Source organism: Klebsiella sp. P1954, from assembly GCF_018199955.1.
Classification (GTDB): domain Bacteria; phylum Pseudomonadota; class Gammaproteobacteria; order Enterobacterales; family Enterobacteriaceae; genus Klebsiella; species Klebsiella pneumoniae.
In genome coordinates this window covers 5,014,053-5,038,627 of record NZ_CP073373.1, presented here as the reverse complement: position 1 = coordinate 5,038,627, position 24,575 = coordinate 5,014,053, and the positions used below count along the sequence as shown (strand labels likewise).

Genomic DNA, 24,575 nt, shown 5'->3' with positions numbered 1-24,575 from the left:
GTGATTAACGGATCTTCATCACATTAATTATTTTTTCACTGTCTAAAATAATTCGCGGTAGTAACTATTTTCTATCTTACACCCTAACTGAATCGATTTTGTCCTCAAGAGTGATTCAGGATGTATCAAAGCAGATGATGCATTCACGATAATAAAGGAGGTAGCAAGTGACGATTGCTATTGTAATAGGCACACATGGTTGGGCTGCAGAACAGCTGCTGAAAACAGCAGAAATGCTGTTGGGCGAGCAGGAAAACGTTGGCTGGATCGATTTCGTTCCGGGTGAAAATGCCGAAACGTTGATCGAGAAATACAACGCCCAGTTGGCAAAACTGGATACCAGTAAAGGCGTGCTATTTCTCGTCGATACATGGGGAGGCAGCCCTTTCAACGCTGCGAGCCGCATTGTCGTCGATAAAGAGCATTACGAAGTTATCGCCGGCGTCAATATCCCGATGCTGGTGGAAACCTTCATGGCCCGCGACGACGATCCTTCCTTTGATGAACTGGTCGCCTTAGCGGTTGAAACCGGCAGCGAAGGCGTGAAAGCGCTTAAAGCCAAACCGGTGGAAAAAGCGGCCCCTGCGCCCGCGCCTGCCGCAGCGCCAAAAGCCGCCGCACCGGCCAAACCCATGGGCCCGAACGACTACATGGTAATTGGCCTTGCGCGTATAGACGACCGTCTGATCCATGGTCAGGTCGCCACCCGCTGGACCAAAGAGACCAACGTTACCCGCATCATCGTTGTCAGTGATGAAGTGGCCGCGGATACCGTGCGTAAAACTCTGCTGACCCAGGTTGCGCCGCCGGGCGTCACCGCTCACGTGGTGGATGTGGCCAAAATGATCCGCGTCTACAACAACCCCAAGTATGCCGGACAGCGCGTTATGCTGCTGTTTACTAACCCGACCGACGTTGAACGTATCGTCGAGGGCGGCGTGAAAATCACCAGCGTCAACATCGGCGGTATGGCGTTCCGCCAGGGTAAAACCCAGGTTAACAACGCGATTTCAGTCGATGCCAAAGATATTGAGGCGTTTAAAAAGCTGAACGCCCGCGGTATCGAGCTGGAGGCACGTAAAGTGTCCACCGACCCGAAACTGAAAATGATGGATCTGATCGCTAAGGTTGATAAATAACCCGGCGGATCGCGCCCCAGTTTTCACTTTAAGACTTAATCAACAGGAGAAGTACAATGGAGATTACCCTTCTTCAGATTGTGCTGGTGTTCATCGTCGCGTGTATTGCGGGTATGGAGTCGGTACTTGATGAATTTCAGTTCCACCGTCCCCTGATCGCCTGTACGCTGATCGGCGCCGTTCTCGGCGATATGAAAACCGGTATTATCATCGGCGGTACGCTGGAGATGATAGCCCTGGGCTGGATGAACATCGGTGCGGCGGTAGCCCCTGATGCCGCGCTGGCGTCCATTATTTCCACCGTCCTGGTTATTGCCGGCCATCAGAGCATCGGCGCCGGTATCGCGCTGGCTATCCCGCTGGCGGCGGCAGGCCAGGTGCTGACCATCATCGTGCGCACCATCACCGTGGCCTTCCAGCACGCGGCGGATAAAGCGGCGGAGAATGGTAACCTGACCGCCCTGTCGTGGCTGCACGTCTCGTCCCTGTTCCTGCAGGCGATGCGTATCGCTATCCCGGCCGTTATCGTGGCGATTTCCGTCGGCACCAGCGAAGTTCAGGGCCTGCTGAATGCTATCCCGGAAGTGGTCACCAGCGGTCTGAACATCGCCGGCGGTATGATCGTGGTTGTCGGTTATGCAATGGTCATCAACATGATGCGCGCAGGCTATCTGATGCCGTTCTTCTACCTCGGCTTCGTCACCGCCGCCTTCACCAACTTCAACCTGGTGGCCCTGGGTGTGATTGGTGCGGTCATGGCAATCCTCTACATCCAGCTGAGCCCGAAATATAACCGCGTCGCCGGTGCGCCGGCTCAGGCGGCTGGTAACAACGATCTCGATAACGAACTGGACTAACAGGTGAGCGAAATGGTTGATATGACTAAAAATACCACCGAGAAAAAACTCACACAGAGTGATATTCGTGGCGTGTTCATTCGTTCTAACCTGTTCCAGGGTTCATGGAACTTCGAACGTATGCAGGCGCTGGGGTTCTGCTTCTCTATGGTTCCGGCGATTCGTCGTCTGTACCCGGAGAACAACGATGCGCGTAAGCAGGCGATTAAGCGTCACCTTGAGTTTTTCAACACCCACCCTTACGTTGCCGCTCCGGTACTGGGCGTAACCCTGGCGATGGAAGAGCAGCGCGCCAATGGCGCAGAGATTGACGATGGCGCTATCAACGGCATCAAAGTCGGTCTGATGGGACCGCTGGCCGGCGTTGGCGACCCGATCTTCTGGGGTACCGTGCGTCCGGTGTTTGCAGCCTTAGGCGCCGGGATCGCGATGAGCGGTAGCCTGCTCGGTCCTCTGCTGTTCTTTATCCTGTTCAACGCGGTGCGTCTGCTGACCCGTTACTACGGTGTCGCCTATGGTTATCGCAAAGGCGTGGATATCGTTAAAGATATGGGCGGCGGCTTCCTGCAGAAACTGACTGAGGGGGCGTCAATCCTCGGCCTGTTTGTCATGGGGGCGCTGGTTAACAAGTGGACGCATGTGAACATTCCGATGGTGGTGTCAAAAATCACCGGCTCTGACGGACAGGTTCACGTCACCACGGTGCAGACTATCCTTGATCAGCTGATGCCTGGTCTGGTGCCGCTGCTGTTGACCTTCGCCTGTATGTGGCTGCTGCGTAAGAAAGTTAACCCGCTGTGGATCATCGTTGGCTTCTTCGTCATCGGTATCGCCGGCTACGCGGTCGGCCTGCTGGGTCTGTAATTTCCAGGCTGTACGCCGGGGGCTTGCCCCCGGCTTTTTTTTATCAGGAGAAACGCAAAGCAATGACCTTCACGGACCTGGTGATCATCCTGTTTATCCTTGCGCTACTGGCCTACGCGATATATGACCAGTTTATTATGCCGAGGCGAAACGGCCCGGTACTGCTGGCCATCCCCCTGCTTCGCCGCAGTCGCGTTGACGGCATGATCTTTGTCGGCCTCACCGCCATTCTGATCTATAACAACATCACCCAGCACGGCACGGCGATCACCACCTGGCTATTATCTGCGCTGGCGCTGATGGGGCTCTATTTATTCTGGATCCGTACGCCGAAAATCATTTTTAAACCGCGCGGCTTTTTCTTCGCCAACGTGTGGATAGAATATCAGCGGATTAAAGAGATGAATTTATCCGAGGACGGTGTGCTGGTGATGCAATTAGAGCAACGGCGGCTGCTGATACGCGTACGAAATATCGACGATCTGGAGAAGATATACAAACTTCTCATTACAACTCAATGACTTAAAAATATAGCCAGCGCTATATTATTCCCGTTAGCAGCGGAGAAATATTATAGCCACGGCTATATTTCCCGCCTAACCTTATCTTTTTTATTAACTATTTTTTCACTTATAAATTTAAATGAAAATCGTTATCATTTGGTTATTAAAATAGCCCTCTTCTGTTATTGTTTTATATTCTAAAAATATGTTAAGGTTGCGCCCGTCGTTGGGGAGTAGCCGATTTCCTGCCCGCCAGGAAATGTACGTGTCAACATACTCGTTGCAAAACGTGGCACGTACGGGTTGAAGAGATTCAATCAGGCGAGACCATAGATACATCACTGCTGTACGTATTGCTCAGCCATTGAGCGGCTCCGCGTATGTTTACTGGGGGCAGCGATGTGTCATATGGATTATCCCCGGTCAGGACACGCACATGAATTTATCCGCTACCATTCTTCTCGCTTTCGGCATGTCCATGGACGCCTTCGCAGCCTCCATCGGCAAAGGCGCCACCCTGCATAAACCCAAATTTTCAGAGGCAGTACGCACCGGGCTGATTTTTGGCGCCATTGAAACCCTGACGCCGCTGGTCGGCTGGGGGCTTGGCATGCTGGCCAGCCAGTTTATCCTCGAGTGGAATCACTGGATTGCCTTTATTTTACTGGTGTTTCTCGGCGGGCGAATGATCGTCGAAGGTTTTCGCGGCGACAGCGACGAGGCGTGCGAGGCGCCTCACCGACATGGTTTCTGGCTTCTGGTCACCACCGCCTTCGCCACCAGCCTTGACGCGATGGCCGTCGGCGTCGGTCTGGCCTTCCTGCAGGTCAGCATTGTGACCACCGCGCTGGCGATCGGCTGCGCCACCTTTATCATGTCGACGCTGGGGATGATGGTCGGTCGCTTTATCGGCCCGCTGCTTGGCAAACGAGCCGAAATTCTCGGCGGTATCGTGCTGATTGGCATCGGCAGCGAAATCCTCTGGAGCCATTTCGCCGGTTAAGCTTTACGCTTCGCGCTGCCAGCAGTGGATCATAAAATCGGTCTGGCAACCAAAGGTCGGCTGCTGACGCAGCGCGGCGTGCACTTCGGCTTTAGCCCGCCATGCGAACGGCGTCATCTGCAGCAGGGCCTGCGCTTCACTTCCCGTCAGGATCATCGGATAAGCCAGCTGCTGCTGAGCCTCCAGGCGGAACCCCGGCATCGCTTCCGTCTTCAGCTCATGCAGGCGAACTTCATCGTAAATCAGCCCTTTCAGCTCCAGTAGGTGACGGGGACCCGGCGTGGCGGTGATCACCCAACCACCGGGACGCACCACCCGCGCCAGCTCTTCGGCGTTGCAGGGCGCGTAAATGCGCACTACCGCGTCGAAGCTAGCGTCGGAAAATGGCAGGCGCTGGCTGGAGGCCACGCAAAAATTCACCTGCGGATAGCGTTTTGCCGCCGCGCGGATCGCCGGCTTCGACACGTCCAGCCCCCAGCTGCGGCTGGCGATGGCGGCAAACGCGTGGGTGTAATACCCCTCGCCACAGCCGATATCCAGTAAATCCGTAGGGGCGTAATGTCGCAGCCGCTCAGCGATAGCATCCCGTAGCGGCTGATAATGTCCGGCGTCGAGGAACGCCCGCCGGGCCTGCATCATTTCGGCGCTATCGCCGGGATCGCGCGACCGCTTGAACTGCACCGGTAGCAGATTGACGTACCCCTCTTTCGCCAGATCGAACTGGTGCCGCTGCGGGCAGGAATAGTGGTTGTCGCTACGGCTGAGCGGCGCGTGACAAAGGGGGCAACTGTATGACATGACGGCTCCGGTGTTGCTGAAAGGGCGAAAGTGTAGCGCTATTCGCCCCTGCAGACCACTGTTACAGCGCCGGCCCCTGTGGGTGGCTATCGTGCATTACGATCAGATTCTCCGCCCCTTGCGGCATGCCGTCCGGCATGACGTTCTCCAGCCGCAGGACATCGCCCATGATCTGGCTGAAGACCGGCGCGGACACAGCGCCGCCGTAATAGGAACCATTGCTCGGATCGTTCATCACCACCACCAGCGCGAACTGTGGTCGACTGGCGGGCGCCACGCCGGCGGTATAGGCCACATACTTATCGATATATTTGCCGTCCGGGCCGATTTTCTTCGCCGTGCCGGTTTTTACCGCCACCCGGTAGTCGCGTACCGCCGCTTTGGTACCGCCCCCGCCCGGGAGCGCCACGCTCTCCATCATATGTTCCACGCTATGCACAATACTCTCCGGCATCACCCGCGTGCCCATCACCGGCGGATCGATGCGGGTAATCGACAGTGGTCGCGCAATGCCGAAGCCGCCGATGGTGGCGTAGACGTGGGCGAGCTGGAGCGGGGTGACCATCAAACCATAGCCGAAGGCGAAGGTGGCGCGATCCAGTTGCCCCCAGTAGCGGCGATGCGGCATCAGCCCGGCGCTTTCGCCGGTCAACCCCAGCCCCGTCGGTTCGCCAAAGCCGAAAGCTTTATAGGTATCGATCAGATGCTGCACCGGCATGGCGAGCGAGAGGTGGGACACGCCGGTATCGCTGGATTTCTGCAGGATCCCGGTCAGGCTCAGCTCCGGATAATAGCCCACATCGCGAATACGATGGCCATCGAGGACGAACGGATGGGTATCCACCACGCTGTCTGGCTGGACAATCCCCTGCTGTAGCGCAGTCATGATCACCAGCGGTTTGACCGTCGACCCGGGCTCGAAGGTGTCGCTGATGGCCCGGTTGCGAAAATCATCCAGCGTCGCGCTATCGCGATTGTTCGGATTGAAGTCCGGATAGCTGGCCATCGCCAGGATCTCGCCGGTATCAATTTTGATCAATACCGCCGCCCCGGACTCTGCTTTGTTCCAGCGGACGGCGTTGTCGAGGGCGTCTTCCGTCACCGTCTGCAGGCGTTCATCAATACTCAGCTGCAGATTATGCGCCGGAACCGGCGGCACTTCGGTAATGTTCTCAATGACATTGCCATGTTTATCTTTACGCACCAGACGTCGCCCGGGTTTACCGGTCAACTGGGCGTTAAAGCTTTTCTCCACCCCTTCGATGCCCTGATTATCAACATTGGTAAAGCCCAGCAGATTGGCAGCCACGTGGCCCGCCGGGTAGAACCGTCGCGATTCATCGCGCAGGTAGACGCCCGGCAGATGCAGTTTATCAATCCACTCTGCCTGCTCGGGATTGATCTGACGCGCCAGATAGAGAAAGCGAGCGTGGGGATGACTCTGTACCCGCTGGGCCAGCTCTCCGAGGTTGAGGTGCAGCGCTTCGGCCATCGCCTGCCAGCGGGGCCCATAGCCCACACCGCCCTTCTCCATAGTGGTCTGCGGGTCGATCCAGATAGCACTGACCGGAACGCTCACCGCCAGCGGCCGTCCTTCCCGGTCGCTGATCATCCCCCGCTCAACCGCTACGGGTTCTTCGCGCAGGGAGCGCATATCTTCTTGTTTTACCAGGTTATCGGGGGAGATAATTTGTAGCCAGCCCACGCGGACCAGCAGCAGCCCCAGACAACCGAGAATGGCCACACACAGTAACCCGAAGCGAATCGGGGTGAAACTGGCGGCGGACTTCGTTTTTTTCTTTAACACCATAGCTCCGGCATTGTTTTGCAACCAACTGATTTAACAGAAAATTAGCAAAACAGACTGCTACACAATGCTAATAAAGATGAGTATTTGCAACAAGACGCGACGGGAGGGGGAAAAATGACATGCTTTGCAATAAAAATGCAAAAGCCCCGCGCAGGCGAGGCTTTTATACAAGAAGAGTGGTCTTGTATCAGATAGCAGTTACGTTAACTGCAGCCGGACCTTTCTGGCCGTCCTGAATTTCGAACTCAACGTTCTGGCCTTCAGCCAGAGTTTTGAAGCCGTTACCCTGGATAGCGGAGAAGTGTACGAACACGTCTTTGCTGCCATCAGCCGGAGTAATGAAACCAAAACCTTTAGACTCGTTGAACCACTTAACTTGACCTTTAATCTTTGCCATTTGCAAAATTCCTTAGACTGTTTTCTTCGCCTGCTGGCGTTTACCTAGATAAAACTGACACATAACTGCATGAGGCACTAATTTAAGGTTCGGCAGAGAAGCGGTATTCAACGACAACGTGTTTACTCAGGACTTCTTTACTGAAAATGCCACACATAAACAGAACTGTACCTCGTTTAACCCGAAACGTGTTATCACACACTACGTAAATAATGGCAAGCCATTTTTAAACGTGTCTCGATCGTTCGCACAAATTATAAGGTAATCATTTGATCGCCTGCACATTTATGCGTCTTTGCCGCCCCTGGCAAGGCGCTACAGCATCAGCCAATATCGCCCATTCGCTGCCTCATTACTGCAACTTTTTTACCATAGCTCAACAACTTCGCTTCGTCCAGGTATGTCCGTACACGAACTGCTGTGATGTAAGCGTCTGGTGGGCAACGGTGAATATTGATGCGCATAATTCGTTATAACTCCAGACTAAAAATCGCTAAGCCGTGCCAGTGTAGTGATAATAAAACCTGTTAGTCGTCACGCTAAAAATAGTGCTAATTCTGCACCTTAATAATGAAAAAAAGATGACAGTGTCACGTTACCCAACAATAAACGCGGCGAGAATGACTTTATTTACAGCGTGTAATAAAGAGGATATTGCACTAAGAAAGGAATAATGGAATAAGAATAAGATATTACCGCCCGCTATCATGCAGGTGCGCATCTTATGATGCACACCTGTCGGGCACCTTAACGTTCAGCTACCAGGCGGATAAACTCATCCTCCCCTTTCGCCTTGCCGGCGACGGTCGGCTCAGCCACATCCTCTTTCTCTGGCGCATTAGCTTCGCACAGGCGACGTAACAGCGCATTCTGCCGCTTTTGCTGATCCAGCAGCGCTTGCAGCAGCTCTATCTGCTCATTCGCCCGCGAACTGGCGCGGTTGACGAAGAACCATAACAACAGACCGACAAGCAGCAGCGCCACGGACACAGCCAGCGATGCCAGATTTAAAATCCCAGGATTTAGTAACTCACTCATTTCACCACCTCAAAGAGAAGGCGTTCATTCTACCACCCGCGGCGCAGAAGGAAATCAGTCGGCAGAAAAATGTCTTACCACGGAATAAATTTATTAATAGTGCAAATGCCGCTGAAAAACTGAACATCCTGGTCGCACATTACGTTAAGCATCTGAGTCCACAGCAACAGGCAGCCTGCTATGATGACTATCAGTAAAACCCACCGTAATTTTTTCACTCCACTCTCCGCATCAGTACGCAATGTCGCCAGGATAGCACGGCCTTCTTAAACCGCGGCTAACTGTATTACGAAAGGTAAGTTTAGGAATCATCGACTTGTTTCAAAACGTGTTCGTGTCAAAATCACGCCAGGGATCATACAAATAATGAGGCATCAATGCGATTAATCATTCGTACTATTATCTTGGTGGCTATCTTATGGATTGGCGTATTATTGAGCGGTTATGGGGTGTTATTCCACAGTGAGGAAAACGTCGGCGGTCTGGGTCTTAAGTGCCAATACCTCACCGCCCGCGGAGTCAGCACCGCACTTTATGTTCATTCCGACAGCGGAGTGATCGGCGTCAGCAGTTGCCCTCTGCTGCGTAAAAGCACAACCGTGGTTGATAACGGCTAACATCGAACCGGCGATCGCGACGTAGCGCCGCGGTCGCCAACCCGGTATCCGCCGCCTCAGAACGGATAGTCGTTGTATCCCATTTGTTCAGAAATCTTACGCGCCGCCTGATGGAGCATCGCCACGTATTCATGCAAGCGTTCTTCAGAGAAACGTAGCGTTGGGAAAGAGATGCTCAGCCCGGCGATGACCACACCGAAACGGTCAAACACCGGCACGCCAATGCAGCGCAGCCCCTCTTCCTGTTCCTCATTATCCTCGCCATAGCCCTGCTCGCGAACGCCATCCAGCACTTTTAGCAACTCCTCGGTGCTGGTAATGGTCCGCTCGGTGCTGCGCTTATACTCCACGCCGTCGAGGATCTGCTCCACTTCGCTGCGATCGCGCCATGCCAGCAGCACCTTGCCAATCGCGGTACTGTACAGCGGGTTGCGGCGGCCAATACGCGAGTACATCCGCAGGTTATACATCGAGTCAATTTTATGGATGTAGACGATACTGTCTTCATCCAGCGCCCCAAGATGGATGGTCTCTTTCGTCAGTCGCGAAAGTTCGCGCATCTGAATATCGGCGCTGCGCACCAGGTCGACGTTCTGCAGCGCGCGCGCGCCCAGTTCGAACAGCTTGAGGGTGAGAGAGTATTTCTCAGACTCTCCTTCCTGTGCCACATAGCCCAGTGATTTCATGGTCTGTAAAAAGCGATAAACGGTGCTTTTCGACATCATGACGCGCTGGGACAGTTCGGTAATGCCAATTTCACGCTCTTCACCCAGCGCCTGTAGGATGCCGAAAACCTTCAATACCGAAGAGACAGAATCTGGCTGTTTATCCAAATCTGCACCTGCCATTTATCACCTCGTCGTAACTGTTTTATAAAAATTAGAACCGGTTTTTATTATAAATTCGCCGCCTCTGAGCCGCAATCATTCTTCTGCCACTTCGTTACAAATCTGCGACATACTGCGAATTAATCAATGCTAAACTCATCATTCAAAAAACCGTTTCATTTAAGACTCATATTCACCATGGATAAAAATTCTTCTGATGGCGTGCCGTTGCCGCAACGCTATGGCGCCATTCTGACCATCGTGCTTGGGCTGACCATGGCCGTGCTCGACGGGGCTATCGCCAACGTCGCGCTGCCGACTATCGCCAGCGATCTCAACGCCTCACCGGCGGCTTCAATCTGGATCGTTAACGCCTACCAAATCGCCATTGTCATCGCCCTGCTGCCGCTCTCCTTCCTCGGCGACATGGTCGGCTATCGGCGTATCTATAAGATAGGCCTGGTGGTGTTTATCTTTACCTCGCTGGCCTGCGCGCTGTCGCGTAGCCTCGAAATGCTAACCTTCGCTCGCGTCGCGCAGGGATTGGGCGGCGCCGCGCTGATGAGCGTCAACACCGCGCTGATCCGTCTGATTTATCCGCAGCGCTTTCTTGGTCGCGGCATGGGCATTAACTCCTTTGTCGTTGCCGTCTCTTCGGCGGCCGGCCCGACTATCGCCGCAGCGATCCTCTCCCTCGCCTCATGGCAATGGCTGTTTTTAATTAACGTGCCTCTCGGCATCGTCGCTTTTGTTCTGGCCATGCGCTTTCTGCCGCCCAACAGCGCGCGCAGCAAAATCATCCGCTTCGATCTGCCGAGCACCATTATGAACGCCCTTACCTTCGGGCTGCTGATCACCGCCCTGAGCGGTTTCGCCCAGGGGCAGTCCACTCAGCTGGTGCTGGCGGAGGTCGCCGCTATGCTGGTGGTGGGGTTCTTCTTCGTTCGCCGCCAGCTCACGATGCCCGTCCCCCTGCTGCCGGTCGACCTGCTGCGTATCCCACTCTTCTCTCTCTCTATCTGCACTTCCATCTGCTCCTTCTGCGCGCAGATGCTGGCGATGGTCTCCCTGCCCTTTTTTCTGCAGTCGATGATGGGGCGCAGCGAAGTGGAGACCGGTCTGCTGCTAACGCCTTGGCCGTTAGCGACCATGGTGATGGCGCCGCTGGCCGGCTATTTGATCGAGAAATGTCATGCCGGGCTGCTGGGGGCTATCGGTTTGCTGATTATGGCCTGCGGCCTGTTCGGCCTGGCGCTGCTGCCCTCGTCGCCCTCCGATCTGGATATCATCTGGCGCATGGCGCTGTGCGGCGCCGGCTTCGGGCTGTTTCAGTCGCCGAACAACCATACCATCGTCGCCTCGGCTCCGAGCCATCGTAGCGGCGGCGCCAGCGGCATGCTGGGCACCGCTCGCCTGCTCGGACAGAGCACCGGCGCGGCGCTGGTGGCGCTGCTATTCAATTTGCTCGGTAACAACGGCACCCACACCGCCCTGCTGCTGGCCGGCACCCTGGCTATCGTCGCCGCGCTAATTAGCGGTCTGCGGGTCACTCAGCCGCGCGCAGCCTGACGGACGGTAAAAAAAATCCGCAGCTTGCGGGCTGCGGATTTTCGTTTTCAGCGTCAGAAGATAGATTATTTCAGATATTCACCGCTACGCAGGGCTTCAATACGCTTATCCAGCGGCGGGTGAGTCATAAACAGTTCGCTCATGGATTTCGCTTTACCGTTAATGCAGAACGCCATCATGCTGCTGGCTTCCTGCGGCTCATAGCTGGTTTTCAGACGCTGCAGGGCTGCAATCATCTTCTCGCGGCCTACCAGACGCGCCGAGCCGGCGTCAGCATGGAACTCACGGTAACGCGAGAACCACATGGTGATTATGCTGGCCAGAATACCGAACACCAGCTCAAGCACCGTAGCGACCGCGAAGTAGATCAGCGGGTTGCCATTGCTGCTCTCCCCTTCATCTTCCCGGTTGCCGCCGAGGAAACCGGCCGCAATCTGCGCGATAACGCGGGAGATAAAGATAACGAAGGTGTTCACCACCCCCTGGATCAGGGTCATGGTAACCATATCGCCATTGGCGATGTGGCTGATTTCATGGGCAATGACCGCTTCCGCTTCATCACGGCTCATGTTTTGCAACAGCCCGGTGCTGACGGCGACCAGCGAGGCGTCACGACGCGCGCCGGTGGCGAAGGCGTTAATGTCAGGCGCGTGATAGATAGCTACCTGCGGCATGGCAATACCTACCTGCTGCGCCTGCTGCGCAACGGTATTCATCAGCCAGCGTTCCGTTTCGTTGCGCGGCTGCTCGATCACTTCCCCACCCACTGACTTCAGCGCCATCCACTTCGACATCATCAGCGAAACGATAGAACCACCGAAGCCGAACAGCAGGGCCATAATCAGAAGACCGGTCATGCTGCTGGATTGGATCCCCGTGAGGCTTAACACCAGCCCGAACACGACCATCACTGCCAGGTTCGTCAGCAGGAAAAGCGCGATTCGCATCATAATTTTCTTTTTACCTCAATTTAACAAAACGCACTATGCGATTACCCACATCGTATGGGTCAGGCTGCAATTTTCAACCATCAGCCCCCGCTAAGTCACGATAAAAACACAACTTTACATTTTGTAGCATCTTGCTGACAGCGGCAGCACAGGTTGACATTTTGTTAGATGAGCTGAATGGCGATGACAACGCGCACAAAAAAAACGGGCACCTCTCAGGGTGCCCGTTAGCAACTTATTTGCTGGCCGGCGGTTCCACCGCCGGGCGCGCTTTTTCCAGATGCGCCAGGTCTACCGCGATATGGACCGTTTCATCAAGATACGGATCCGGCTCCTGGTAATCCTTCGGCAGATCGTCCAGTTTTTTCAGCGGCGGCTTGCCTTCGCGTTTCAGGCGATCGTTAATCCGCGCCAGACGAATCGCATCATCTTCTTCGTTCTCTTTCTCACGCTGGGCGTAGTTCAGAGAGACGATGTTACGTTTGTCCTTCATCGCGTTATAACGGGCAATATCCTTCATGATGTACTGGAATTCAGGATCCTGCGCAATACGCTCGTCGTGGCGCTTGAGCAGCTCCGGTCCAAACGGGGTCAGATCCCCGGACTTCACATAGGTGGCCGCGTTGATGCTATCCCACGGCAGCGCGTTGTCTTCATACTGCTCGCCGGTTTCGCGATCTTCATTGCCGGTTGGCATCATGATATCCGGCGTCACGCCTTTGCGCTGCGTACTGCCGCCGTTAATACGATAGAACTTCTGGATGGTGTACTGGACGGAACCCAACGCCGGCCACTCCGGACGCAGCATTTGATCGTAAATACGATTCAACGAGCGATACTGCTGTACCGTCCCTTTACCGAAGGTCGGTTCGCCAACGATCAGCGCGCGGCCATAGTCCTGCATCGCTGCGGCGAAGATCTCAGACGCCGAGGCGCTAAAGCGGTCAACCAGCACCACCAGCGGCCCTTTGTAATAAACCACGCCATCGTTGTCGCTGTCTTCGCGCACTTTGCCATTATTATCCCGCACCTGCACCACCGGACCGGATGGAATAAACAGACCCGAAAGCGATACCGCCTCTGTCAGCGCTCCGCCGCCGTTGCTGCGCAGGTCAATGATGATGCTGCTGACGTTCTGTTTTTCCAGCTTCTGCAGCTGCACTTTCACGTCATCGGTCAGGCCAACGTAAAAGCCTGGAATATCCAGCACGCCGACTTTTTCTTTCCCGACGGTTTTCACCGACATCTTCACCGCACGGTCTTCCAGACGAATGCGCTCGCGGGTCAGCGTTACAATACGCGTCTTGGCTCCTTTACCGGCCGGCAGGATTTCAAGACGAACCTTGCTGCCCTTCGGCCCTTTAATCAGCGCCACGACGTCATCCAGACGCCAGCCGATGACATCAACCATCGACTTCCCGGTCTGGCCAACGCCAACGATGCGATCGCCGACGCTGATCGCTTTGCTTTTCGCGGCTGGACCGCCCGCCACCAGCGAATTAATGACGGTATAGTCATCATCCATCTGCAGCACGGCGCCGATCCCCTCGAGTGAGAGGCTCATTTCGGTGTTGAACTGCTCGGTATTACGCGGCGACAGATAATTTGTGTGCGGATCGATTTCGCGAGCGAAGGCGGTCATCGCCAGCGAGAAGACATCTTCGCTGTTGGTTTGCGCCAGGCGACGGATAGCAAACTTATAGCGACGGGTTAAGGTGTCGCGGATCTCTTTATCGTCTTTACCCGCCAGCTTCAGGCTTAACTGGTCAAACTTAACCTTAGCGTCCCACAGCTTGTTCAGCTCGGCCTCGTCTTTTGGCCACGGCGCTTTGGAGCGGTCAAGGTTGAAATTATCATTGCCGGTAAAGTCCATCGGACGTTCAAGCACCTTCAGCGCATACTGATAGCGCTCGAAGCGGCGCTGCTGCCCCAGGTTGTAGAGGTCGTAAAAGACGTCCAGTTTCCCGCTGCGCAGCTCATCGCCAATTTGGTCTTTTTTAGCCGCAAACTTCGCCACATCGCTGGCCAGCAGCACATTGTGGCTGTAGTCCAGCAGGTTCAGGTAACGGTCAAAAATCTTTGCCGAGAAGGCGTTGTCGAGATCAAACTGACGGTAATGAGAGCGGGTAAAGCGCGACGTCACGCGCTCGCTTACCGTCGCGTGCTGCGGCTCTTCTTTCAGCACGGGGATTTGATCTGCGCGGGTTATGTCATCAACAGCGAATGCATGGCCTGCTATTGCCAGCAGGCCCGCAAGCGCGGTGATTTTAAAAAATGTGTTCATGCCTGGCCCGGCCTCCGTTTCAGAACACCAGGTGTTCTGCGCGTACAATCATTGACATACCAGAAGTCAGCTGTACACGAACGCCATCTTTGGTGATTTCCAGAACGGTGGCGTCCATGGCGTTATTGCCTGCTTTTACCTTCAGCGCCTGGCCGACGGTCAGAACGGAAACATCCGATACCGGAGTAAGACGCTCTTCACGCGGGGCTTTGGCCGCAACAGGACGCGGTTTACGCTGTTCAGCGCCTTCTTTACGACGCGGCTGCTGAGGACGCGGTTTACGCTCACGGCGAACGCCTTCATCCTGCTGACCTGCGGCCGCAGCGGCTTCGCGTTTTTTCGCCTGCTGGGCTGCGCGCTGCGCCTGAACGCGAGCTTTCGCTTCTTCCAGCTGCTGACGCGCATGGGCAATGTGCTGCTCTTCCAGTTCGCCGCACGGATTGCCATCCAGGTCAACGCGAATAGCGCCGGCTTTTACGCCGTACAGATAACGCCAGCTGGACGTGTAGAGACGTAATGCAGCGCGAAGCTGGGTCTTGCTGAGATTCATCTCACCACCCACTCGCTCAACGAGATCCTGAAAAATTCCGATTTTCAGGGGGCGCGCTTCACCTTCAGCGCTAAAGCACTGCGGGAAACGTTCGGCCAGAAAGGCGATAACTTCTTTACTGCTATTCAACTTAGGTTGATTTTCCATGAAATTTCCTGATTACAACGGACGTAGCCAACAAGCCGCAGGCATGAACAGGCGACATTATAATGACGTCCTCGCTAAATGCTACGTTATCCGTTGATTATCCCACGACACGGGTAAAGATTTTTTGATAATCCGTGGCCGCAATGAGTTTTTCCAGATGCTCGACCAGCGTGCGCAACCCCTGCTCATCTTCAGCGGTGAAGCGCCCGTAAGCCGGACTATCGATATCCAGCACGCCGATAATCTGGCCATTCACGCGCAGAGGGAAGACAATTTCCGAATTACTGGCGGCATCGCAGGCAATGTGGCCGTCAAAGGCGTGGACGTCCTCGACGCGTTGGACCTGAGCCTGCGCCACCGCCGCGCCGCATACGCCTCGCCCGACCGGGATCCGCACGCAGGCCAGTTTGCCCTGGAACGGTCCCAACACCAGGGTATCGCCTTCCAGAAGGTAGAAACCGGCCCAGTTGACCTCGCTCAGCCGCTCGAACAGCAGCGCGCTGGTATTGGCGATCATCGCCAGAAAACTGGTTTCACCTGCCATTAATGCCTGGAAATCGCGGTTCAGATCCGCGTAAAATTCTGTTTTGCTCATTATATCTTCACTTTGTTGTCTTACTGCCTGATACGTACAGCCTACTAAAATAAGCATTAAATGCGCTTGGGCTCAAGATGAATTCATTCATAGGTTAAGATAGTGAGATACATTCATTCCTGTACGTAATAAATGCCGATAAAAACACCCACCCTCAAACCTGCGAAAAAGATGGTCGTGCATACCGTCAGCACGCCGCTTCCCTATGCGCATTATCAGCGCTGTACGCAGTGTGACATGCTCTTCCGCTTACCGGTGCTCAAACGCAACCAAAGCGCCTGGTGTCCGCGCTGTAACGCGAAGGTGCGCGATGGTCGCGACTGGTCGCTGACCCGCCTGGGCAGCATGGCCCTCGCGATGCTATTGCTCATGCCTTTCGCCTGGTCTGAACCTCTGCTGCGCCTGCATCTGTTGGGCGTACGCATCGACGCCAACGTCCTGCAGGGGATCTGGCAGATGACCGCGCAGGGCGATCCGATTACCGCCGCCATGGTGCTGTTTTGCGCGGTGGTCGCCCCGGTGCTGCTGGTGGTCTCCATCAGCTATCTCTGGCTGGGCAATGTGCTGGGGATGAACCTGCGGCCGGTGCTGCTGATGCTCGGCAAGCTTAAAGAGTGGGTGATGCTGGATATCTATCTGGTGGGCATCGGCGTCGCCTCCATCAAGGTGCAGGATTACGCCTTCCTGCAGCCGGGCATCGGTCTGGTGGCGTTTATCTCCCTGACGTTGTTGAGCATCCTGACGCTTATTCATATGAACGTCGAAGAGCTATGGGAGCGTTTCTATCCCGAGCGTCCGGCGACCCGCGCCGATAATAATCTGCAGGTCTGCACCGGCTGCCATTACACCGGCTATCGCGACGCGCGCGGCCGCTGCCGACGCTGCCACACGCCGCTGCATCATCGCCGACCGCAGAGCCTGCAGCGCAGCTGGGCGGCGCTGATTGCCTCGCTGGTTTTCCTCTTTCCGGCCAACCTGTTGCCAATCTCCATCATCTACGTCAACGGCGCGCGCCAGGACGACACGATCCTCTCGGGGATCATCTCCCTGGCCAGCAGCAATATCGCCATTGCCGGGGTCGTGTTTATCGCCAGTATTTTGGTGCCATTCACCAAAGTTATAGTGTTATTTACCCTGCTGCTCAGCATACAATTCAAGTGCGAGCAGGGATTGCGCACCCGCATCCTGCTGCTGCGGCTAATCACCTGGATTGGCCGTTGGTCGATGCTGGATCTGTTTGTTATCTCACTCACCATGTCGCTAATAAATCGCGATCAGCTCCTCGCCTTCACCATGGGGCCGGCTGCGGTTTACTTTGGCGGCGCGGTAATTTTAACTATTCTTGCAGTTGAATGGCTGGACAGCCGCTTACTTTGGGACGCACATGAGTCAGGAAACGCCCGCTTCGCAGACTGAAGCCAGAATAAAAACCAAACGCCGTATTTCGCCATTCTGGCTGCTGCCGGTCATTGCGCTGCTGATTGCCGCCTGGCTAATATGGACCAGCTTTGACGACCGCGGATCGACGATTACGATTGATTTCCAGTCCGCGAACGGCATCGTGCCGGGACGGACGCCGATCCGCTATCAGGGGGTTGAAGTCGGCACCGTCCAGGATATTAGCCTCAGTAAAGATCTGAGTAAGATTGAGGTTTCGGCCAGCATCAAACGCGATATGAAAGATGCGCTGCGCAAAGAGACCCAGTTCTGGCTGGTCACGCCGAAAGCCTCTCTGGCCGGCGTATCGGGCCTCGATGCGCTGGTGGGCGGGAACTACATCGGCATGATGCCGGGCAAGGGTGAACCCGAAGATCACTTTGTCGCCCTCGACACCCAACCTAAATACCGCATCAACAACGGCGAGCTAATGATCCACCTGCAGGCGCCGGATCTTGGCTCTCTGAACAGCGGCTCGCTGGTCTACTTCCGAAAAATCCCGGTCGGGCGGGTATATGACTATTCCCTGAATGCCAATAATCAGGGGGTGACCATCGATGTGCTAATTGAGCGCCGGTTTACCAATCTGGTGAAAAAAGGCAGCCGCTTCTGGAACGTCTCAGGCGTCAAGGCCGACGTCGGCCTGAGCGGGGCCAAAGTGCAACTGGAGAACCTGTCCGCGCTGGTGAACGGCGCTATCGCCTTTGACTCCCCCGCCGATTCGCATGTCGCCTCGCAAAACGATGAATATCACCTGTATGAAGATCTGGCGCATAGCCAGCGCGGCGTGGTGGTGACCCTCGATCTGCCTGATGGCGATGGACTGAAAGCGGGCTCGACGCCGCTCATGTATCAGGGGCTGGAGGTGGGCCAGTTAAGCAAACTGAATCTAAACCCCGGCGGAAAAGTTACTGGCGAGATGACCGTCGACCCGAGCGTGGTGACGCTGCTGCGGGAGAAAACGCTGATTCAGATGAAGAAGCCGAAGCTCTCCCTCGATAACCCCAGCATTAGCACCCTGCTCACCGGCAATACCTTTGAGCTGGTGCCCGGCGAAGGCGAGCCACGCAATCACTTCTCGGTAATGCCGGCGGATAAAGCGCTGCTGGATGAGCCCAACGTCGCCACCGTTACCCTCTCGGCGCCGGAGAGCTACGGCATCGACGGCGGTCAGCCGCTGGTGCTGCACGGAGTAAAAGTCGGCCAGGTGCTGGAGCGTAAACTGACGGCCAAAGGGGTAACCTTTCAGGTTGCCATTGATCCTGAATACCGCGATTTAATTCACGGCGACAGCAAATTTGTGGTTAACAGTCGTCTGGACGTCAAAGTGGGGCTCGACGGCGTGCAGGTGCTGGGCGCCAGCGCCAGCGAATGGGTGAACGGCGGGATCAGGGTGATCCCCGGCGAAAAAGGCAAAATGCAAAGCAGCTATCCGCTGTACGCTAACCTTGAAAAGGCGCAGGAAAATAGCCTGAGCGAAGTGCCGACCACTACCCTGAGCCTGTCTGCTGAGACGCTGCCTGACGTTCAGGCCGGCTCGGTGGTGCTGTATCGTAAATTCGCCGTCGGCGAGATCATCGCCGTCAAACCGCGCAAGGATGCATTCGATATCGATCTGCATATCAAGCCGGAGTACCGCTACCTGTTGACCAACAACAGCGTCTTCTGGGCGGAAGGCGGTGCGAAGGTCAAGCTTGACGGTAACGGACTCACCGTGCAGGCCTCGCCGCTGGCGCGCGCGATCAAAGGGGCGATCAGTTTCGATAACCTCAATGGCAGCAGCGCCGGAGCACGGCTGAATAACAAACGTATCCTTTATGCATCTGAAACGGCGGCGCGCGCCGTGGGCGGCCAAATCACCCTGCACGCGTACGACGCCGGGAAGATGGCGGCCGGGATGCCGATTCGTTATCTCGGCATCGACATCGGTCAAATCCAGTCGCTGGAGCTAATCACCGCCAAAAACGAAGTGCAGGCGAAAGCGGTGCTCTATCCGGAATACGTCGGCACCTTCGCCCGCGCCGGGACCCGCTTCTCGGTGATCACTCCGCAAATCTCCGCCGCGGGCGTGGAACATCTCGACACCCTGTTCCAGGCCTACATCAACGTTGAGCCCGGCCGCGGCCCGGCGCGACGCGATTTTGAGATCCAGGATACGACGATCAGCGATTCGCGTTATATCGACGGCCTGAACATCGTGGTGGAAGCGCCGGAGGCGGGGTCGCTTGGCATCGGTACGCCGGTCCTGTTCCGCGGACTGGAAGTCGGGACGGTTACCGGACTGTCGCTGGGGTCGATGTCTGACCGGGTGATGGTTAAGCTGCGCATCAGTAAGCGCTACCAGTACCTGGTACGTAATAACTCGGTGTTCTGGCTGGCCTCGGGTTACAGCCTCGACTTCGGCCTGATTGGCGGGGTGGTGAAAACCGGTACCTTCAATCAGTTTATCCGCGGCGGGATCGCCTTTGCCACGCCGCCGGGCACGCCGCTGGCGCCGAAGGCCCAGGATGGCAAGCACTTCCTGCTACAGGAGAGCGAGCCGAAAGAGTGGCGGGAGTGGGGCACCGCTCTGCCGCAGTAATGCCCCCTTCTCCCGCCCCGGGCAACGCCGGGCGCGGGGAAAGGATAAACCGCACGCCCCGGTGTCACGCGCCGGGGCGTTTGTGCTAAACTGCGCACCCTTTTTTTCTGTGGTGCGCTGCCCGTGGCTGAAAATACTGTCTATTTCCCTGAAGCGTTTCTCGCTCAAATGCGCGCGGCGATGCCAGCGCATCTCTCTTTCGACGACTTTATCGCCGCCTGTCAGCGCCCGCTACGCCGCAGTATTCGCGTCAATACGCTGAAGATTAGCGTCGATGATTTCCTCTCTCTGGTTGCCCCCTACGGCTGGCAGCTCGCGCCGGTGCCCTGGTGCGCAGAGGGATTCTGGATCGAGCGAGAGGATGACGACGCGCTGCCGCTGGGCAGTACCGCCGAACATCTCAGCGGGCTGTTCTATATTCAGGAAGCCAGTTCGATGCTGCCGGTCGCCGCCCTGTTCGCCGATAACCGGCAGCCCGAACGGGTGATGGACGTTGCCGCCGCCCCGGGATCGAAAACCACCCAAATTGCAGCCCGAATGGGCAACGCGGGCGGCATTCTCGCCAATGAATTCTCCGCCAGCCGGGTGAAGGTGCTGCATGCCAACATCAGCCGCTGCGGCATCAGCAACGTCGCTCTGACCCACTTCGACGGCCGGGTTTTTGGCGCGGCCTTGCCCGAAACCTTCGATGCCATCCTGCTTGACGCCCCCTGCTCCGGCGAAGGGGTTGTACGTAAAGACGCCGACGCGCTGAAAAACTGGTCGCCGGAGAGCAACCTCGACATCGCCGCCACTCAGCGCGAGCTTATCGACAGCGCCTTCCATGCTCTGCGCCCTGGCGGGACGCTGGTGTATTCCACCTGCACCCTGAATCGTGAAGAAAATCAATCGGTCATTGAGTGGCTGCTGTCCCGCTATCCGCAGGCGGTGGAGATCCTGCCGCTGGGAGAGTTGTTTCCCGGCGCAGCCGACGCCTTAACCGCGGAAGGTTTTCTGCACGTTTTTCCGCAAATTTACGATTGCGAAGGCTTCTTTGTCGCGAGGTTGCGCAAAACTGCGGCGATCGATCCGCTCCCGGCGCCAGGCTATAAGGTCGGTAAATTCCCGTTTACGCCGCTGAAGGACCGGGAGGCCGCCGCGGTAACTGCCGCCGCCAGGGCTGTTGGCCTGGAGTGGGACGCAGGCCATACGCTGTGGCAGCGGGATAAAGAGCTGTGGCTGTTTCCGCTGGCTTTGGAGCCCCTGTTCGGCAAGGTGCGCTTTTCTCGCATCGGCGTGCGCCTGGCGGAGCTGCACAATAAGGGGTACCGCTGGCAGCATGAGGCGGTTATCGCCTTTGCCGCGCCGCAGCGCGCCTTCGAGCTGTCGCAGGAGGAAGCGGAGGAATGGTATCGCGGGCGCGACGTCTATCCGCAAACCGCGCCTGGGCAGGATGAAACCATTGTGACCTTCCAGGGCGTCCCGCTGGGCCTGGCGAAGCGCGTCGGCTCCCGACTGAAGAACAGCTATCCGCGCGAACTGGTGCGCGATGGAAAACTTTTTGCCGGCAAGGTGTGAGGCCGCGCAAAAAATGCGCACTTTTTGACTGGCGCTTTTCGCCCCATTGACTACGCTGAAAAATAACGGCCATAACTGGTCGTACCACAACTCAGCTGAAAAATGGGGTGAAGCGATGAGTAAAACCAATGTCCGCATCGGCGCGTTCGAAATAGACGATGCCGAACTGCACGGTGAGCATCAGGGTGAGCGAACGTTAAGCATACCCTGCAAATCCGATCCAGACTTATGTATGCAGCTTGACGCCTGGGATGCCGACACCAGCGTGCCCGCGATTCTCAATGGCGAACATTCCGTTCTCTACCGTAAACATTACGACCGCCAGTCCGATGCCTGGGTCATGCGCCTTGCCTGACACCAATGAACCCGTCGCCTGAGACGGGTTATTTATTTCCCCGTCCCGCCGTCATCCCCTACACTAAATAGTATGTGAACCCGAGCATGAGGCCAGGATGTTTGCCTTAGTGTTGTTTATTTGCTATCTGGATGGCGGCTGCGAGGACATTGTGGTTGACGTCTACCGCGAGGAAACGCAGTGCTTAGTGGCGATGGAGGATCAGCGGATCCGCCACGGTGGCTGCTACCCGATAGAAGATTTTATTGATGGCTTCTGGCAACCCGCCAGCGAATACAGCGACTTTTAGCCTGCCGACTGCAGCGCCACCAGCGTCAGCGTCCCACCAAACACAGCGCCCGTATCAATATAGTGTTGATTATCGTGGTCATAACGCGCCTGAAGCGGCGTATGGCCAAACCAGAAATGGTCCGCGCCGGCAATAGCGCCATGGCGCCCCGCCAGGTGTTCACTCAGACGATGGCGGCTCCATAGTACCCGTTGGGGATCCACCGGCTGCTGCCAGCGATAGACCGGCGCCGGGTAATCGGCGTGGGCGATCACATGCCGCGCTTTCCCGCATTCCACTTCAATAATCAACGGTAGCCGCCGACAGTGCGCCAGCAGCCGATCGACGTCGGCCCGCTGCCGCGCATCGCCCTTGACGTACCAGTCGCCACCGTTCATCTGCCAGAGCCGCATATCTCCGCTCTCCAGCGCCTCCAGCGCCATCTGCTCATGATTCCCCCGAACGGCCCTGAACCAGCGACAGCGCAACAGGCCAAGACAATCGGCGCTCTGCGGCCCGCGATCGATCAGATCGCCCACCGAGATCAGCAGATCGGCCCAGGGATCAAAACGCAACTGACGCAGGCGATTCATCAGCAGCGCAAAGCAGCCATGCAGATCGCCCATCAGCCAGATATTACGCCAGTCGCTGCCGTTAATACGTTGATACATATAATTACCTCTCAGCGGTAATTATAGGTAATTCCAGCAAAGGTCCACGGAATTTAATTTACACCTCAATCAATTTTAAACAGACGGCAAATATAGTCCGCCAGAGGATTAAGCTTGTCAGTGGCTCGCTTTAAAATAGGGGGAAATCACAACGAGGTGTTTATCGTGACAGACAATAGCCTGCATTCATCCGGCGTGCTAGCGCCGCGCTCGCATCTTATTGCCGATCTGGTGATGGGCAGATTGACACCTGCCCCCATCTGGCGGCAAAAAAATTACCGCTTTAAGTTTTTGCTGCGCACGGCCTTATTTTATAACGCCACCAGAGCGATGCTGGAAGCGCTCAGCGCTCGGGATGATTTTAATCAGCTGCTGGCCGCGCAGGCTACGCTGCCGGGCAAAGTACACCGTCAATATCTGACCCGCGATCTCAACGCCTGGCAGCGGGCGGTGGCGGTAATCAACCATTATCGTTATATCGACACCCTACGCGGATCGCGGCTGGCGCACGCTATGACCGCGGTGTCTGAGGTCCCGCTGCTGACGTTAAACGGAAAAGAGGACCGCCGGTTTACTCTTTATGCCTCCTCGGCAGGCAAAGCCGAACGTGAGGGTGAAACCACTCTGTGGCTGCGCGACAGCGACCACACCCTGCTGGCCAGCGCCACCTTCAGCGTAACCCGTGATCACGATGCCTGGCAGCTGGTTATCGGCGGTCTGCAGGGGCCACGACGTCACGTTTCTCATGAGGTGATTAAGCAGGCGACTCGCGCCTGCTACGGCCTGTTTCCGAAGCGCCTGCTGCTGGAGTTTATCTGGCAGCTGGCCGCGCGCAGCCAAATCGCGGCTATTTACGGCGTCAGCGATAATGGTCACGTGTTCCGCGCCCTGCGCTATCGCCTGAGCAAAGGCCGCCATTTCCACGCCAGCTACGACGAGTTCTGGCAGTCTATCGACGGCCAGCCGGAAAGCCCCTGGCGCTGGCGGCTACCGCTATGTCTGGAAAGAAAATCGCTGGAGAGTATCGCCAGTAAAAAACGGGCTGAATATCGGCGGCGATTCCAGCTGCTGGATCAGCTGACGGAGCAGGTGGCAATATTGACGCAGCGGCATGCCGGTGACTAAATTGCGCTGTCGGTGAAGCCGAATTACAACATGGCGTTTGCTTATTATGTCAATATTTCGCTACTATCAGGGTCCCCGAAGGCCACCGGATAGTCGCTTGCATAATGAGTAAAACCGAAATTTTTCTGCTGATTATTCTGGCGGTCATTCTGCTCGGGAGCATATGGTTTATTTTCAGCGATGAAATTTGGCTATTGCTCTGCTATCTGGAAAGTCAGATATACCCTACATTCAGCGTTCCGCAATAATATTTTCCGCCCGCAAAAGTGCTCGTGCTTATTATTTATGCCACCTCGTCAGCCGGCGAGGTGTAATCGCATGAATTGCCAAATCGTTTAGATTTTGCTTATTTTATTTATCATACAAATATGTATACTAGCAGGCTTCCGATGTTGGCCCGCCAGTTAACCTGCACGCCGGGCCTGTTTAGGTGCAGGTTTTTTCTTTTCTCCGCCCTCGTTTACGGTTCCACCGTTGCCACCTCCCCCTTCCACAGGATGCGATTTATGTGTAAATGAATTGTGTATGCTAAAAACGGTGTGCTATAACGGGACATCCAGAGGCCAGCGGGTGTTTGACTGACAGGATGTCGCTGGCTATTGAGAAAGAAGACAGATAAAGATAAAAAGAGAC

Annotated in this window: 24 protein-coding genes and 2 pseudogenes; 14 read left to right on the top strand and 12 right to left on the bottom strand. The window is 56.0% G+C overall.

Features of this window, described 5'->3' with window-relative positions; all coding sequences use genetic code 11:
* The first annotated feature begins 167 nt into the window (after positions 1-167).
* From manX to mntP, 5 genes are all read left to right on the top strand, one after another.
* Complete coding sequence (gene manX / locus KB890_RS24200; RefSeq protein WP_002910917.1) at positions 168-1,139, top strand: PTS mannose transporter subunit IIAB; 972 nt, start codon at positions 168-170, stop codon at positions 1,137-1,139.
* Between the two features lie 56 nt (positions 1,140-1,195).
* Positions 1,196-1,996: a PTS mannose/fructose/sorbose transporter subunit IIC gene (locus KB890_RS24195; RefSeq protein WP_002910918.1), complete on the top strand. Its 801-nt coding sequence runs from the start codon at positions 1,196-1,198 to the stop codon at positions 1,994-1,996.
* A gap of 12 nt (positions 1,997-2,008) precedes the next feature.
* A complete protein-coding gene (locus KB890_RS24190) occupies positions 2,009-2,860 on the top strand; it encodes a PTS mannose transporter subunit IID (protein WP_004145526.1) in 852 nt (283 codons plus the stop codon).
* Between the two features lie 62 nt (positions 2,861-2,922).
* Positions 2,923-3,381, top strand: a complete 459-nt coding sequence (locus KB890_RS24185) for a DUF986 family protein (RefSeq protein ID WP_002910920.1) — start codon at positions 2,923-2,925, stop codon at positions 3,379-3,381.
* 418 nt (positions 3,382-3,799) lie between these two features.
* Entirely contained in the window at positions 3,800-4,366 is a 567-nt protein-coding gene (mntP, locus tag KB890_RS24180; RefSeq protein WP_002910921.1) for a manganese efflux pump MntP, read from the top strand.
* A 3-nt stretch (positions 4,367-4,369) separates the two neighbouring features.
* On the opposite strand, the gene rlmA is transcribed toward mntP, so the two are convergent.
* From rlmA to mgrB, 6 genes and pseudogenes are all read right to left on the bottom strand, one after another.
* Positions 4,370-5,164 (bottom strand): 23S rRNA (guanine(745)-N(1))-methyltransferase, encoded by a 795-nt coding sequence (gene rlmA / locus KB890_RS24175; RefSeq protein ID WP_002910922.1) that lies wholly within the window; start codon positions 5,162-5,164, stop codon positions 4,370-4,372.
* Positions 5,165-5,225: 61 nt separating this feature from the next.
* Positions 5,226-6,974: a peptidoglycan glycosyltransferase FtsI gene (gene ftsI, locus KB890_RS24170; RefSeq protein WP_002910924.1), complete on the bottom strand. Its 1,749-nt coding sequence runs from the start codon at positions 6,972-6,974 to the stop codon at positions 5,226-5,228.
* Between the two features lie 187 nt (positions 6,975-7,161).
* Positions 7,162-7,371, bottom strand: a complete 210-nt coding sequence (gene cspE / locus KB890_RS24165) for a transcription antiterminator/RNA stability regulator CspE (RefSeq protein ID WP_001062678.1) — start codon at positions 7,369-7,371, stop codon at positions 7,162-7,164.
* A gap of 85 nt (positions 7,372-7,456) precedes the next feature.
* Positions 7,457-7,528 (bottom strand): annotated as a pseudogene (locus KB890_RS24160) (DUF2627 domain-containing protein); the annotation flags it as partial.
* A 590-nt stretch (positions 7,529-8,118) separates the two neighbouring features.
* Positions 8,119-8,409: a YebO family protein gene (locus KB890_RS24155; RefSeq protein ID WP_002911374.1), complete on the bottom strand. Its 291-nt coding sequence runs from the start codon at positions 8,407-8,409 to the stop codon at positions 8,119-8,121.
* Between the two features lie 74 nt (positions 8,410-8,483).
* Positions 8,484-8,627, bottom strand: coding sequence for a PhoP/PhoQ regulatory lipoprotein MgrB (mgrB, locus tag KB890_RS24150; protein WP_002911375.1), 144 nt, complete (start codon positions 8,625-8,627; stop codon positions 8,484-8,486).
* 159 nt (positions 8,628-8,786) lie between these two features.
* Here mgrB and KB890_RS24145 point away from each other — a divergent pair, with 159 nt between their 5' ends.
* Positions 8,787-9,026 (top strand): YobH family protein, encoded by a 240-nt coding sequence (locus KB890_RS24145; RefSeq protein WP_004145533.1) that lies wholly within the window; start codon positions 8,787-8,789, stop codon positions 9,024-9,026.
* A 56-nt stretch (positions 9,027-9,082) separates the two neighbouring features.
* Here the strand turns inward: KB890_RS24145 and kdgR are convergent, their stop codons facing one another.
* The gene (gene kdgR, locus KB890_RS24140; RefSeq protein WP_002911378.1) at positions 9,083-9,874 is read right to left on the bottom strand and encodes a DNA-binding transcriptional regulator KdgR; all 792 of its coding nucleotides are present in this window, start codon (positions 9,872-9,874) and stop codon (positions 9,083-9,085) included.
* A 177-nt stretch (positions 9,875-10,051) separates the two neighbouring features.
* On the opposite strand from kdgR, the gene KB890_RS24135 reads away from it, so the two are divergent.
* Positions 10,052-11,422, top strand: a complete 1,371-nt coding sequence (locus tag KB890_RS24135) for an MFS transporter (RefSeq protein WP_004180431.1) — start codon at positions 10,052-10,054, stop codon at positions 11,420-11,422.
* Positions 11,423-11,487: 65 nt separating this feature from the next.
* On the opposite strand, the gene htpX is transcribed toward KB890_RS24135, so the two are convergent.
* The 4 genes and pseudogenes from htpX to KB890_RS24115 all read right to left on the bottom strand — a co-directional run bounded on the left by htpX (position 11,488) and on the right by KB890_RS24115 (position 15,948).
* Positions 11,488-12,372 (bottom strand): protease HtpX, encoded by an 885-nt coding sequence (gene htpX, locus KB890_RS24130; protein ID WP_002911381.1) that lies wholly within the window; start codon positions 12,370-12,372, stop codon positions 11,488-11,490.
* Positions 12,373-12,607: 235 nt separating this feature from the next.
* Positions 12,608-14,656 (bottom strand): carboxy terminal-processing peptidase, encoded by a 2,049-nt coding sequence (gene prc, locus KB890_RS24125; RefSeq protein WP_004145536.1) that lies wholly within the window; start codon positions 14,654-14,656, stop codon positions 12,608-12,610.
* Positions 14,657-14,675: 19 nt separating this feature from the next.
* Positions 14,676-15,353 carry an RNA chaperone ProQ gene (gene proQ, locus KB890_RS24120; protein WP_002911385.1) on the bottom strand — a complete coding sequence of 226 codons (678 nt, stop codon included), beginning with the start codon at positions 15,351-15,353 and terminating at the stop codon, positions 14,676-14,678.
* An 81-nt stretch (positions 15,354-15,434) separates the two neighbouring features.
* Positions 15,435-15,948: pseudogene (locus KB890_RS24115) on the bottom strand (GAF domain-containing protein).
* A gap of 132 nt (positions 15,949-16,080) precedes the next feature.
* On the opposite strand from KB890_RS24115, the gene yebS reads away from it, so the two are divergent.
* The 5 genes from yebS to KB890_RS24090 all read left to right on the top strand — a co-directional run bounded on the left by yebS (position 16,081) and on the right by KB890_RS24090 (position 22,167).
* Positions 16,081-17,364 (top strand): membrane integrity lipid transport subunit YebS, encoded by a 1,284-nt coding sequence (gene yebS / locus KB890_RS24110; RefSeq protein ID WP_002911387.1) that lies wholly within the window; start codon positions 16,081-16,083, stop codon positions 17,362-17,364.
* Positions 17,333-19,966: a PqiB family protein gene (locus KB890_RS24105; RefSeq protein ID WP_002911388.1), complete on the top strand. Its 2,634-nt coding sequence runs from the start codon at positions 17,333-17,335 to the stop codon at positions 19,964-19,966. The genes yebS and KB890_RS24105 overlap by 32 nt, the downstream gene beginning before the upstream one ends.
* Before the next feature lie 123 nt (positions 19,967-20,089).
* A complete protein-coding gene (gene rsmF, locus KB890_RS24100; RefSeq protein WP_004148845.1) occupies positions 20,090-21,523 on the top strand; it encodes a 16S rRNA (cytosine(1407)-C(5))-methyltransferase RsmF in 1,434 nt (477 codons plus the stop codon).
* Positions 21,524-21,638: 115 nt separating this feature from the next.
* Positions 21,639-21,878: a YebV family protein gene (locus tag KB890_RS24095; protein ID WP_002911393.1), complete on the top strand. Its 240-nt coding sequence runs from the start codon at positions 21,639-21,641 to the stop codon at positions 21,876-21,878.
* A 97-nt stretch (positions 21,879-21,975) separates the two neighbouring features.
* Positions 21,976-22,167, top strand: coding sequence for a YdfD/YebW family protein (locus tag KB890_RS24090; RefSeq protein WP_002911395.1), 192 nt, complete (start codon positions 21,976-21,978; stop codon positions 22,165-22,167).
* Here KB890_RS24090 and pphA read toward each other — a convergent pair.
* Positions 22,164-22,817 (bottom strand): protein-serine/threonine phosphatase, encoded by a 654-nt coding sequence (pphA, locus tag KB890_RS24085; RefSeq protein ID WP_004180432.1) that lies wholly within the window; start codon positions 22,815-22,817, stop codon positions 22,164-22,166. The two genes, KB890_RS24090 and pphA, sit on opposite strands and share 4 nt — an antisense overlap.
* A 156-nt stretch (positions 22,818-22,973) precedes the next feature.
* Between pphA and KB890_RS24080 the strand changes: the two genes are divergently transcribed.
* Together KB890_RS24080 and KB890_RS24075 are read left to right on the top strand one after the other, a co-directional pair.
* Complete coding sequence (locus KB890_RS24080; protein WP_004151446.1) at positions 22,974-23,942, top strand: VirK/YbjX family protein; 969 nt, start codon at positions 22,974-22,976, stop codon at positions 23,940-23,942.
* A gap of 104 nt (positions 23,943-24,046) precedes the next feature.
* Positions 24,047-24,190, top strand: a complete 144-nt coding sequence (locus tag KB890_RS24075; RefSeq protein ID WP_002911398.1) for an Ecr family regulatory small membrane protein — start codon at positions 24,047-24,049, stop codon at positions 24,188-24,190.
* Positions 24,191-24,575: the final 385 nt, after the last annotated feature.